This is a genomic window from Pontibacter populi (assembly GCF_019336435.1).
Classification (GTDB): Bacteria; Bacteroidota; Bacteroidia; order Cytophagales; family Hymenobacteraceae; genus Pontibacter; species Pontibacter humidus.
The window spans coordinates 1-13,048 of record NZ_JAHWXQ010000009.1; the positions used below are offsets into that span (position 1 = coordinate 1).

Annotated in this window: 8 protein-coding genes; 2 read left to right on the top strand and 6 right to left on the bottom strand. The window is 43.9% G+C overall.

Translation table 11 applies throughout. The annotated features are described in order from the left end of the window. Positions 1-347 precede the first annotated feature (347 nt). The 6 genes from aspA to KYK27_RS18045 all read right to left on the bottom strand — a co-directional run bounded on the left by aspA (position 348) and on the right by KYK27_RS18045 (position 8,065). The gene (gene aspA, locus KYK27_RS18020) at positions 348-1,760 is read right to left on the bottom strand and encodes an aspartate ammonia-lyase (RefSeq protein ID WP_370583664.1); all 1,413 of its coding nucleotides are present in this window, start codon (positions 1,758-1,760) and stop codon (positions 348-350) included. 39 nt (positions 1,761-1,799) lie between these two features. Beyond that, the gene (locus KYK27_RS18025) at positions 1,800-2,972 is read right to left on the bottom strand and encodes a ribonuclease D (protein WP_199111709.1); all 1,173 of its coding nucleotides are present in this window, start codon (positions 2,970-2,972) and stop codon (positions 1,800-1,802) included. A gap of 149 nt (positions 2,973-3,121) precedes the next feature. Beyond that, positions 3,122-3,349 (bottom strand): hypothetical protein, encoded by a 228-nt coding sequence (locus KYK27_RS18030; RefSeq protein WP_199111710.1) that lies wholly within the window; start codon positions 3,347-3,349, stop codon positions 3,122-3,124. A 261-nt stretch (positions 3,350-3,610) separates the two neighbouring features. Continuing rightward, positions 3,611-5,386, bottom strand: coding sequence for a M28 family metallopeptidase (locus KYK27_RS18035; protein ID WP_199111711.1), 1,776 nt, complete (start codon positions 5,384-5,386; stop codon positions 3,611-3,613). A 118-nt stretch (positions 5,387-5,504) separates the two neighbouring features. Further along, positions 5,505-7,520, bottom strand: a complete 2,016-nt coding sequence (locus tag KYK27_RS18040; protein WP_199111712.1) for a T9SS type A sorting domain-containing protein — start codon at positions 7,518-7,520, stop codon at positions 5,505-5,507. Between the two features lie 239 nt (positions 7,521-7,759). Then, positions 7,760-8,065 (bottom strand): hypothetical protein, encoded by a 306-nt coding sequence (locus KYK27_RS18045; protein ID WP_199111713.1) that lies wholly within the window; start codon positions 8,063-8,065, stop codon positions 7,760-7,762. 522 nt (positions 8,066-8,587) lie between these two features. Between KYK27_RS18045 and KYK27_RS18050 the strand changes: the two genes are divergently transcribed. Then, positions 8,588-11,341, top strand: coding sequence for a 2-oxoglutarate dehydrogenase E1 component (locus tag KYK27_RS18050; RefSeq protein WP_199111714.1), 2,754 nt, complete (start codon positions 8,588-8,590; stop codon positions 11,339-11,341). 113 nt (positions 11,342-11,454) lie between these two features. Next, a complete protein-coding gene (gene odhB / locus KYK27_RS18055) occupies positions 11,455-13,041 on the top strand; it encodes a 2-oxoglutarate dehydrogenase complex dihydrolipoyllysine-residue succinyltransferase (RefSeq protein WP_199111715.1) in 1,587 nt (528 codons plus the stop codon). The last annotated feature ends 7 nt before the right edge of the window (positions 13,042-13,048 follow it).

Sequence of the window (13,048 nt, forward strand, 5' to 3'; positions counted from 1 at the left end):
GTGGCCGCCAACCCTATCTAAGCCCTGTCCTTCGCAAGAGGACAGGGCTTTTGCGTTTTAGGCAGATGGGAAGGGGAAGCATAAGGCGCTTAAGAATTAACCTGAGGTAGACCCCTGTTCTATATTGTAGTTGCTCAAGCCCGTTGGTGAGGGAGCAGCAAAAAACAAATTGGTGAAAGTAAATGAACTCGCCCTCAGGCAGAGAGAGACCTGAAATATGGAATGCTTAATTTTATTCCTCTCCGATTTACGAGCTATACTTCAATATAAATTACCTACTTCATTATAAATAGAAACGCCCCACTGTTATAGTAACAGTGGGGCGTTTCTATTTCCTATCTTAAAACCTAGTTCATAATAAACTTTGGATTAATTAAGTTCTCAATTGAGAAAATCTCATCCCATTTAGACTGCTCAATAAGACGTCTGTCTATAACTGTTATTTGATGTACTGATTTACCTGTAAGTAATGCTTCTTTGGCTATGGAGGAAACAGTTTCGTAGCCTAAGATTGGGTTTAACGAGGTAACTATACCAATACTGTTCATGACCATGTTTTTGCAGATCTCTTCATTAGCTGTTATGCCTATTATACATTTATCAGTTAATGTATGAGTTGCATTTGTGAGATAGCTCAATGAAGAGAATAAGCTAAATGCTATTACTGGCTCCATAACATTTAATTGTAACTGGCCTGCCTCTGCAGCCATAGTTATAGTCACGTCGCTACCTATAACGTAATAGGCAGTCTGATTCACTACTTCCGGAATTACAGGGTTTACTTTGCCTGGCATTATAGATGATCCCGGCTGCATACGTGGTAGATTGATTTCATTTATACCTGCACGTGGGCCAGATGATAGTAAACGGAGATCATTACAGATTTTTGAAATCTTAACAGCACATCTCTTTAAAACGCCTGATACCTGCACATAAGCGCCGGTGTCACATGTAGCTTCAATAAGATCTTCAGCTAATACAACCGGTATACCTGTTATTTCTCTTAAGTGTCTGGTTACTATTTCAGGATAGCCTTCCGGTGCGTTTATAGATGTGCCTATAGCTGTTGCCCCCATATTTATTTCGCAGATTAGGAGCCTCACCTCTTCAAGGCGCTGGATATCTTCTCTTATAGTTGTAGCGAAACCATTAAATTCAGCTCCCAGGGTCATCGGTACAGCATCCTGTAACTGTGTGCGACCCATTTTAAGAACATCTTTAAATTCGGCTGCTTTTACTGCAAATGCTTTACTGAGTTTTGTCAGGGCATCTATAAAATGACCGATTTTAACATATAATGCTAAACGAAAAGCTGTTGGATAAGCATCGTTTGTGGACTGTGAAAAGTTAACGTGGTTATTCGGGTGAAGATGATCATAATCTCCTTTCTCAAAACCAAGTAACTCAAGTCCGATATTGGCTACTACTTCGTTTACGTTCATGTTTATAGAAGTACCTGCGCCTCCCTGAATCATATCTGTAACGAATTGGTCCATGAACTTGCCTTCTATTAACTGATCGCATGCTTTACAGATAGCATCTGCTATTTTAGGGTCAAGCACGCCGCACTCCTGGTTTGCCATGGCTGCCGCTTTCTTTACATAACCAAATGCCTGTATCAATAATGGCTCTTTTGAGATAGGAATCCCCGTTATGTCGAAGTTCTCTAAAGCTCTTAATGTTTGAATGCCATAATACACTTCATTCGGGATGTCTTTTTCACCTAAGAAGTCATGTTCTTTTCTGAAAGTAGTCATTATATAAGCTAGATGGTTTTATACGTAATACTATGTTCTATTTTAGTTGCTGACTTCAGGCTGAGGCAGACTGATCTCAAGGCTTGCAGCAGTATCCAATACTATTTGTGTTGCGTATTGTTTAGTGCATTTAAGTTTACCTGTGTAACTATACTCGTTTATCAGGCTTTGATTGATAATGAGGCGCCCTGCAAATTCTCCAAACTGATTCACAATTTCAGCCTGTACACGCGTTAGTTCTTCCTTGCGCTTTTCGGTGTCAGCCGTCCGGAAAGGACGTTTAAACTGGCTGCCAGCATAATCGTGTGAAATATTCTGGTCTTCGGCAGCTTGCTTTGTTTTCTGGATTACTTCTCTCAGCTTATTTTCATAAGACGGACTTTTTAACCGGCCATGTATGCCGCGGGTATGGTTAAGCCACTCATGCAGGTCTACATCGGGGTTAATGGCAAGCTCAACTAAAGCATCGTTGGGAATGATGTACGAAGAAGGTTTATTTAAATTCTTGCCTAAGTTATCCCGGAAACTATAAAGTGCTTTAAGAATGAACTGGTTATAGTAGGTAAGGCGCGAAGCGTTACGCAAACGTAGATGTGGATTTTCTACTTCTGTATATTTCAATCTTTCCAGCAGCCTGTTCTCCTCTTCAAGCCAATGCAAACGACCTACACGCTCAATTTCTGCTAATAGTTTATCTTTTACTTCGTGCAGGTATACTACATCTATAGCAGCGTATTGTAGCTGTTGCTCTGTAAGCGGGCGTTTATTCCAGTTACTGGATTGCTGTGATTTATCGATCTCTATATTAAACTCTTCTTTAAGAACTGTCGCCAGCGACGAACGCTCATAGTTAAGAATCTTGGCAGCAACATCCGTATCCATTACGTTCTGTATGCTGCAACCCATTTTATCAAGGAGCAGAATATCATTGTTTGAATGATGGATGATCTTCATAATGGCTTTATTCTCTAACAGCAGAAAAAACGGCTGTAGATCCGGTAAACCGAAAGGATCAATGATATAACAGATACCCTTTCCGTCGGTTACCTGAATCAGGCAAAGGTTAAAGCCATACGTAAACCGGTTCTGATCAAATTCCAGATCCAGAGCAAGCTCCTGTTTGGTACTAAGGTCCTTTACAGCCTCCTGCAACTGCTCCGGGGTGCTTACCAGTTTAATCTTAATATTATTGTTTGACAGTGTCGTGAATTCCATTCCCTAAATTTAACAAGTATTATAGTTTGTGCATCACAATCAGGAAATGTTTTAATGGTAAACCGCGATATGCTGGTACTTATTAAAACAAAAGTCTCTGCCCATCTAAGAGCAGAGACTTTTATGTACTATAGTTTAGAAAGTAATAATTATTGTGCAGGTGGTACTTCTTCCTGAATATCATCTGCTACACCATCATTTACAGTGGTATCCTGAACGGTTGTAGTATCTACATCCGTATCAGTGTCCATATCCATGTCGGTGTCAGTATCAACCTGTTCGGTAGTATCTGTTTCTGTAGTATTGTCGCTTCCGCCACATGCTGTAAATGCTGTAAGAGCAAAAACAATAAGGGCTGATTTCCATATCTTTTTCATAAATAACATTATTAGTTCAACAACCAATTTTGTACATATTTATACGGGAGTACTCGGTAAGTAACCCCTGTTATGCTATAAATTTGACTTTTTTAAAGGCAACGGGCTTAAAATATAAGTAAACGGCCCTATTTACCTGACGACCGGAACTATTTAGGTAAACAGCTATATATTATTAGTTAACAGCTTTATTTTAAGGTTCAAAAAAAATAGCAGATAAGTTATAGTTGTGTTTTAGCCATGGCTCATCGCAAAATTTAATTACATTTCTACACCTTCTGCCTTAGTGGTGTCAGTTGGCTGAGATAGCATTTTATCGCGACGCGCCTTAAACTCAGATCCTTCTTTCCATTCAGGGTAGTCAGTTGTATTGGCAATTGTATACCCAACTCTGAAGAACAGTCTAAGATCTTCTACAGCACCATCTAAATTCCACTCCGGTCTTACCTCGTCAGTTAATTTGTGATAGTCGTCAGTTGTGTATTTATCCTGCCATTTCTGTACATAGTCTGCAGGCTGATTTATAGCTTTATCTCCGGATTTAGCATAAAGCGCAGGCACTCCCTTCTTAGCAAACTCAAAATGGTCAGAGCGGTAATAAGATCCTTTTTCAGGACTGGTCTCAGGTACGATCCGACGGTTCTGTAATTTTGCTTCCTGTGCAAGAATGTCTTCCAGTTCAGAGTTGCCATACCCAATCACGATCACGTCTTCGGTTGGGCCATAGGCATTCAGCACATCCATGTTAATGTTAGCCAGCGTTTTATTTAGCGGGTACAAAGGATTTTCAGCATAGTACTTGGAGCCCAGCAAACCTTTTTCTTCAGCTGTAACCGCCAAAAACAGGATAGACCGTTTCGGTTTTTGCTCGAGCTTGGTATAAGCTTCTGCTAATTCCAGTAGGCCTGCCGTACCCGAGGCGTTATCAAGAGCACCGTTATAGATCTGATCGCCTTTCAGATTTGGGTCTTTGCCGAGGTGGTCCCAGTGTGCGGTGTAAACTATATACTCATCTTTCAGTTGAGGATCACTTCCTTCCAGTTTGGCTACCACATTTTTAGACTTTATTTCGCGCAGCTTATTTTTGATAGTGAAGTTTGCCTTTGCGCCTAATGCTACCGGTTTAAAATCCTTTTTAGCGGCTGAGGCTTTTAACTGTTCAAAGTTCTTGCCGGCGGCCGTGAACAGTTGTTTTGCTTTTTCCCGGGTTATCCAGGCTTCTACAGCAGCTTTATCCATGTTCTTGTTCGGATTACTGATATCGAAGTTCTCGCGGCTCCAGCTTCCGGAAACCACTTCGTATGGATAGCTGGCAGGTTCAGTTTCGTGGATGATAATGGCAGCAGCAGCACCTTTCTGGGCGGCTATTTCATACTTATAGGTCCAGCGGCCATAGTAGGTCATCGCTTTTCCGCCAAACATAGTACTATCTAATTTCGATTTATCTGCTGATGAAGGAACAGGCGGATCGTTAATAAGCATAACTATAGTTTTGCCTTTTACATCCAGGCCCTTGTAATCGTCCCAGCCATATTCCGGCGCCACTATACCATAGCCTACAAAAACCATATCCGAATTGTTAACCTCAACAGTTGGCACAAACCTGCGCGATACGGCTACATAATCTGTCGGGAAGTTGAGGTTTATAGTTTTACCGCCTGCCGTAAAAGATGCTTTTGGTGTGGCTGTAAACCCGAACATGGGTACTTCCTGTACATAAGTGCCGTTAGGGTTGCCGGGTTTCAAGCCCATTTTCCGGAACTGGCGTGTCAGGTAATTCACGGTAGAGTCTTCGCCACGTGTGCCCGGGCCACGGCCTTCAAATGCATCAGAAGCCAGTACTTTGGTATGGTTAAGTATATCTGTCGTATTTATGCTCTGTAATGCCGGAGACAGGTTGGCAGAATCGGGTAGGACCTGCGTTTGGGTTTCGGTACTGGTTTCAGTCTCTTTTTCTTCCGCTACCTGGCGCGAGTTCTCGTTACAGCTAAAGGCAATACTCCCTATTAGCAGCGAAAACAGGATGGTCTTTCTCATAGTTTAGTAGTGTTATAGTTCTATAAAAAATGGTCAGGGTTTATAGTTTAAACTATAGCCTGACCACTTGTACGATGTAAGGTGAATTAGGTGTTATTTGTGCAAAATGAGGTCTGTATTACTGCTTCAGAAGCTTTGTTCGGTATATTCTATCTGAAGACTTTATTGTAAGCATGTACATACCAGTTGCTTTTACACGGCTTGTGTTTAAACTAAAGTATCCATCAGGGGTACGGTGTTGTAAGGTAAGATTTTCCGTTAATACTGGTTTGCCATTCAGGTCAGTTAAGGTTACCTCTACAGTAGGGGCTTCAAAGGCGAATGTTATATGATCTTTAAAAGGATTTGGCGATGCCTGAACTATAAGTAATGAGTTATCTGCGCTAACAGCCTGTATTTTAGAATAGCTGAACTTACCAGAGAAATCCAGTTGTTTTAAACGGTAATAAGTAACCTGCCGGCGAGCAGGGTTGCTGTCTGTAAAACTATACTGCTGTACTATCCTGCTTTCCGGAGACTTGCTTTCCACAAAGCCCAGCGTTTCAAAAGTCTGACCATCTGTAGACAGCTGCACTTCAAATCCCCTGTTATCGTTCTCCGATGCTGTTTTCCATTCCAATACAACTACCTGGTCCTTACGTCTGGCTTTAAACCACATTAGTTCTACCGGCAAAGGCATAATAGGTCGGGCCAGGGTATAAGTGCCAAAACTGCTGGAGTTTGTATGGCGAAGCGTACGTTGGTCAACTATAGAACTTGGTACTGGTAACGCCTCTTTGTTTTTGCCTTTATTGTATAGTTTATAATCGCCAAGTGGCTTGGATTGTAATTCGTTTGGCAGAAACTCCAGGTCCATGGTCATGCTCAGAGCAGTAATGTCGCTTGTGGTGTCTGTTCTGGTAATGTTGTACTGGCGGGTAACACTTTCAGTGCCGTTTGTTATTTCGGTTGTTACGCCGGTTAAACGCTCTACTGTTATCTGACCCGGATTGATATTATTCCTGGTCAGGGTAAGGCCTATTTTACCAAAATCTTCTTCTACAGCCGGGGCTAATGTGCGGCTGGTTTGTACGGTACCTATTATATGCGATGCATCTGTTTCTAGGGTGGCTAAGGCAGCGTTTGTTCCTAACCATATAGTGTTTTCTAATGTGTTCAGGTGGCTGTTGGTAACGCTTATAGTATTAACTATAGTTATGTCCTGCTGCAGTTGGGCCTGTGCAGTTCCTGCAAAACTAAAATTGTAAAAAGTGTTGTTACCCGAAACCTGCTGCAGTCTATTGCCCTTTAAAACTATAGTTGAGGTGGCGGCTGTAAAAGTGCCTGTGTTATTCCAGTCTCCTGCTATAGTATACGTAGCGCTGCCTACTGAAATAGTGCCGGTGTTTATCATATCTCCGCCTATAGTTAAGCTGGTAGCCTGGGATGTAAGCGTGCCATTATTCCGGATATTTCCTGTTATACTATGGCTATAGTTGCCTGCGTTTAAGGTTGTGCCCGGGCTTATCTCCAGGTCACCGTAAACTGTAAGGTTAGCAGAAGGCGCTTTCGGGTTATTGCCAGCCAGCTTCAAATTATAGTACGGTAGTGTTGTTATTGCTTGCCCGGTAGCAGCGGTGCCATTAAATGTAACAGTGCCATTGCCTTCGGTAAATATACCTGAGCCGCTGTAAGCTCCCCCTATTTCGAGCAAACCTATAGTAGTGGTAATATCTCCGTTGTTTGTTATGTTGCCCTTAACACTAACTTTTCCTGCTGCGTTTTCCAGTATACTCCCTCTGCCAATAGAAAGTGTAGCTGCTGTTACAGTAGCTCCGTTATTTATGAGGCTGGCATAGCGTCGTTCGTTTTTAGAATTCAGGGAAAGGGTTCCTGTTGTAAGTACTGCACCGCTTTCCAGCACCAGCTCAGACTTCTCATCTATTTTAGCGCTATTGGCAGGTGGTATGAGCTCCAGATTAGCACAGGTTGCCATGCCAGACAAAGATATTTTATGACCATCTACGATCTGCACATTTTCTCCTGCTTTGGGTGGAGTGTTGCTCGACCAGGTACTTCCGGTGTACCAGTCGCCGCTTGTAACGCTCTTTATAGTATTAGCCTGTGCGCTGCATACCTGTGTATACAATAGCATAAGGCAGATTAAAATAGTAAGTCCAATTAATGCTCTGACATCAGCATTTCCCTTTGTAGTAGTTTTGGGCTCGTCAGAGGCGAAGGGTGTCAATTCATTTTCCATTTTACATACGATTAAAGGTGAACTGAATCTTATGCAAGAAAATATCTCTCTTTACCTGACTGATAGAGGATATTTAGTTGAGTAGGCTAAAAGGAATGTAGGGCAATTACTTATAGTTGTGTATTGTTGGCCTTCTAAGCCCGGTAATAAATGCGGCTCATAGTGCTGTCGTAAGGGTCATAGCCTGGCCGTGTTTTATAGAACCTCCTTTCAAGTATCTTCAGATTTTTTATTTCATCCAGCAAAAAGCAGTGCCAGCCAACTTTGGTACCTTGTGATTCCCCTCTTTCGCCGCTCCACCCACAAAGGCAGTCCTGCTTGGTTTTGTTCTGACCCAGCAGGTGAGGTTCCAATAAAAATGTCTGGCCGCTATACGTAAACTGAACAAACTGTCTTGCTCCGATAGCCTTTGAAAGTTCTTCCAGCAAAAGGGTATTCATAGCTGATGTATTTAGCTTTAACTTCCGGACAAGTATTTCCTGTAGTACTTGTATAAAGCTACTCTCATAAAAAGTCAGATAACAGGAAAGGATTTGAAGAAAAGTAACACAGGATAACCGTATTTTATTAGCAGCTATACATGTAAAAAGTTGCTTACCGGTCTATATGGGTAGGTATTGTTCTGTGAGAATATGGCGGAAAGTAACATTTTAAGAGGGGCGTTTAAAAAACAATTGCTACCTGCATCAGAGCTTAGTTATATTTTAAATTGGTAATCTATAAGCTGCAATTAATTTAAAAGATGGCAGCAAATCGAAATGGCATAACCTTTAGCAGGGCTTACAACTATAACTAGTATTTGGGCAGTAAAGGCAGGCCGTTACATAGGTATTATACTATAATAAAGAATATAGTTTAAAGCTATCTAATTGTATGTTAGTTATATTTGCTTATGCGATTATGCATAATTTGATTTGTGAATAATACTTCTAACTTTGCCTCTATACAAAGAGGGTAATCTTATGGATAAATATACATACATCGCCAACGCGCATGGCGATTATATTGATCAGCTCTATAAAGCTTATCAGCAGGATCCGGAATCTGTTGATGCCGGATGGCGCAAATTTTTTGAAGGTTTTGAATTTGCCACAGCATATGGCGAAAACGGCCATGAGGCTTCAGTAGGCACAATAACTGCTCCTGCTAAAGGTGCTGCTGCTGGCGTATCTGATAAAGAAGTTGCTGTTCGTAACCTGATACATGCTTACCGCACGCGCGGCCACCTGCGTTCTAATACCAACCCGGTTCGTGCACGTAAAGACCGCAAAGCAAGACTTGATCTTTCTGATTTCGGTTTAACGGATGCTGATCTGGATACTGTTTTCCAGGTAGGTGATGTAATTGGTATTGGTGCAGCTACACTCCGCGATATTGAGGCAGCTCTCAAAAAGATTTATGCAGGTCCTATCGGCTTCGAATACATGTACATCCGTGACCCGGAAGTGCTGGAGTGGTTCAAGCAAAAAGTAGAACGCGATTCCCTTAATTTTAACCCGGGTATCGAATATAAAAAACGCATTCTTTCCAAACTGAACGAGGCAGTGGTTTTTGAAAACTTCCTGCATACAAAGTTCTTAGGTCAGAAGCGCTTCTCCCTGGAAGGTGGCGAAACAACTATACCAGCCCTGGATGCCGCTATTGACAAGGCCTCTGAGCTTGGTGTAGAAGAAGTAGTGATCGGTATGGCGCACCGTGGCCGCCTGAACGTGCTGGCCAACATCATGGGTAAAACCTATGAGCAGATCTTCTCTGAGTTTGAAGGTACGGCTGTTCCGGATTTAACCATGGGCGATGGTGACGTAAAATACCACATGGGCTTCTCGTCTGAGGTTATAACGCCATCCGGCAATAAAGTTAATCTGAAACTGGCACCTAACCCATCGCACTTAGAGGCGGTTAACCCGGTTGTGGAAGGCTTTGTACGCGCCAAGATTGACTGCATGTATGGCAAAGATATAGACAAGGTATTGCCTATACTGATACACGGTGACGCGGCATTAGCTGGCCAAGGCATTGTGTACGAAGTGACACAAATGGCTAACCTGGAAGGCTACAATACAGGTGGTACCATCCACTTTGTGATCAACAACCAGGTTGGTTTTACTACCGACTTTGAAGATGCCCGTTCCTCTATCTATAGCACAGATGTTGCCAAGGTAATTGATGCCCCGGTGCTGCACGTAAACGGTGACGACCCGGAGGCTGTGGTATTTGCGATGCGCCTGGCAATGGAATATCGTCAGCGTTACAATAACGATATCTTTATTGATATGGTGTGCTACCGCCGTCATGGCCACAACGAGTCTGACGAGCCGAAATTTACGCAGCCACAACTATACAACCTGATCTCGAAGCACCCGAACCCACGCGAGGTTTATAACAAAGACCTGATCACTCGTGGCGAGATTGATGCTGAGTTAGCTGAAAGCATGGACAAGGAGTTCCGCCAGATGCTGCAGGACCGCCTGGACATGGTGAAGCAAAAGCCATTACCTTACAACTACCAGCAAATGGAAAAAGAGTGGCAATCGCTGCGCCGCTCTACCCCGGAAGATTTCAACCAGTCTCCTGAAACCGGCATTTCTCCTGAAGCTGTTGAAACAGTTGGGAAAGCGCTTACAACATTACCGCAAGGTTTTAAACCACTGAAGCAGATCGAGAAGTTGCTGAAAGAGCGTAGAGAAATGTTCTTCGAAAGTAAGCAACTGAACTGGGCAGCCGGTGAGTTACTGGCGTACGGATCAGTGTTGCTGGATGGTAGAATCGTTCGTTTCTCAGGGCAGGATGTGCAGCGTGGTACATTCTCGCATCGCCATGCAGTATTGCACGATGCGGTTACCAGCGCGCCTTATAATAGCCTGGACTATATGAAAGAGGGCCAGGGCTCGTTTGAGATCTACAACTCTCTGCTTTCTGAATACGGTGTGCTTGGTTTTGAATTTGGTTATGCCATGGCGAACCCGAATGCATTGGTTATCTGGGAAGCGCAGTTCGGTGACTTTGCCAACGGAGCGCAGGTAATGATTGACCAGTTCATCTCTTCTACAGAATCTAAGTGGCAGCGTATGAACGGTCTGGTAATGTTGTTGCCGCACGGTTACGAAGGCCAGGGACCAGAGCACTCAAATGCCCGCCCTGAACGGTTCCTGCAGTTAGCTGCTGAGAACAACATGTTTGTTACTTACATTACAACACCAGCCAACCTGTTCCACTTTATGCGTCGCCAGTTAGCATTGCCATTCCGCAAGCCGGCTATTAACATGTCGCCTAAGTCGTTGCTTCGTCATCCGGCTGTAGTTTCTCCGGTAGAGGATTTCACATCCGGTAGTTTCAGAGAAGTGATCGGTGATAACTTTGCTACCCCTAAGTCGGTTAAGAAAGTGTTGCTGTGCTCAGGTAAAGTTTACTTTGATCTACTGGAAGAGCAGCAGAAGAACAAGCGTAAGGATGTGGCGATTATTCGTTTAGAACAGTTAGCGCCATTCCCGAAAGTGCAGTTGGAAGCAGAGCTTGGCAAGTATAAAAATGCTAAAGTATACTGGGTACAGGAAGAGCCTGAGAACATGGGTGCCTGGACCTATATCCTGCGCATTATGCGTAACAGCGTGGAAGATGTGATCGCCCGCAAAGCAAGTGCATCGCCGGCAACCGGTTACCTGAAAGTACATGCCAAAGAGCAACAGGAACTGATCGCAAGAGCGTTCGCTATTTAATGATTAATTACTAATGATGAATGAGTAATGGTTCCGGAAAGAATTCATTATTCATTCGTCATTAATCATTACTAATTCGTAATTCAAAATTCGTAATTCATAATTGATAAAATATGAGCTTAGAAGTTAAAGTGCCTGTCGTAGGTGAGTCGATCACTGAGGTAACTATAGCCCAGTGGCTGAAAAAAGACGGTGACCGCGTGGAGATGGATGAGGTAATTGCGGAACTGGAATCTGACAAAGCCACATTCGAACTGCCAGCCGAAGCCGCAGGCATTTTACGCATTGTAGCACAGGAAGGCGATACTATAAATGTTGGTGCCGTGATCTGTACAATAGACCAGGATGGTGCAGGAGCTGCTCCATCAGCTCCTGCTGCTAAAACCGAAGCCGCTCCGGCACAAGCCGCAGCGCCTGCTCAGGCTGCAGCTCAGCCAGCCGCCGCAACTGCTACAGTAGTCGGCGAAACTGTTGAGATGAAAGTGCCAACCGTAGGTGAATCTATTTCAGAAGTAACTATAGCCAGCTGGCTAAAGAAGGATGGAGACTTTGTGCAGATGGACGAAGTAATTGCTGAACTGGAATCGGATAAAGCAACTTTTGAGTTGCCAGCCGAAGCTGCCGGTACGTTACAGATTGTGGCACAACAAGGCGACACTGTAGAGATAGGTGGTTTGCTTTGCAGAATTACACCGGGTGGTGCAGGCTCAGCAGTAGCAAACGCTCAGGCAAACGCCAAGCAGGAAGCTGCAACCCAGCAGGTAGCTCAGACTGTTTCTGCTTCATCAGGTGCGCAGACATATGCTTCTGGTACACCATCACCGGCTGCAGGCAAAATATTAGCTGAAAGAGGTATAAATGCTGCCGATGTGCAGGGTTCTGGCCGTGATGGCCGCATCACAAAAGAAGATGCGCAGAACGCGCAGGCAAGACCTGCCGCACAAGCTGCCGCTGCTCCGGCCGCCAGGCAAGAGGCTGCTGCCCCTGCTGCAACAGGCGACAGAAACCAGCGACGCGAGAAGATGAGCTCGCTTCGCAAAACTGTTGCCCGTAGACTGGTAACCGTTAAAAACGAGACGGCTATGCTAACTACCTTCAACGAGGTAGATATGAAGCCAATCATGGATATCAGAGCCAAGTATAAGGACAAGTTTAAGGAAGTGCACGAAGTTGGTTTAGGCTTTATGTCATTCTTTACCAAAGCGTGTACTGTTGCTCTTAAAGAGTGGCCTGCCGTAAATGCGCAGATCGATGGCAATGACATGATCTTCAGCGATTTCGTGGATATCTCTATTGCTGTTTCTTCTCCGAAAGGCCTTGTAGTACCGGTTATACGTAATGCGGAGCAGTTATCTTTAGATGGCATCGAAAAAGAAGTTGTACGTTTAGCCAAGAAAGCGCGCGACGGTAAATTGTCTATCGAAGAAATGACTGGCGGCACGTTCACCATCACCAACGGTGGTGTATTCGGTTCTATGATGTCAACACCGATCATCAACGCGCCGCAGTCGGCTATATTGGGTATGCACAACATCGTGCAGCGTCCGGTTGCCATCAACGGACAAGTAGAAATTCGCCCGATGATGTACCTGGCACTTTCTTACGACCACCGTATTATCGACGGCCGCGAGTCAGTAAGCTTCCTGGTACGCGTGAAAGAGCTGCTGGAAGATCCGATGAGATTGCTGCTTGGAGTATAAACTCCAA

Coding starts and splice junctions, on each gene's coding strand:
- KYK27_RS18025 (WP_199111709.1), bottom strand. CDS start 2,972: ATGGAATTCACGACACTGTCAAACAATAATATTAAGATTAAACTGGTA.
- KYK27_RS18030 (WP_199111710.1), bottom strand. CDS start 3,349: ATGAAAAAGATATGGAAATCAGCCCTTATTGTTTTTGCTCTTACAGCA.
- KYK27_RS18035 (WP_199111711.1), bottom strand. CDS start 5,386: ATGAGAAAGACCATCCTGTTTTCGCTGCTAATAGGGAGTATTGCCTTT.
- KYK27_RS18040 (WP_199111712.1), bottom strand. CDS start 7,520: ATGCTATTGTATACACAGGTATGCAGCGCACAGGCTAATACTATAAAG.
- KYK27_RS18045 (WP_199111713.1), bottom strand. CDS start 8,065: ATGAATACCCTTTTGCTGGAAGAACTTTCAAAGGCTATCGGAGCAAGA.
- KYK27_RS18050 (WP_199111714.1), top strand. CDS start 8,588: ATGGATAAATATACATACATCGCCAACGCGCATGGCGATTATATTGAT.
- odhB (WP_199111715.1), top strand. CDS start 11,455: ATGAGCTTAGAAGTTAAAGTGCCTGTCGTAGGTGAGTCGATCACTGAG.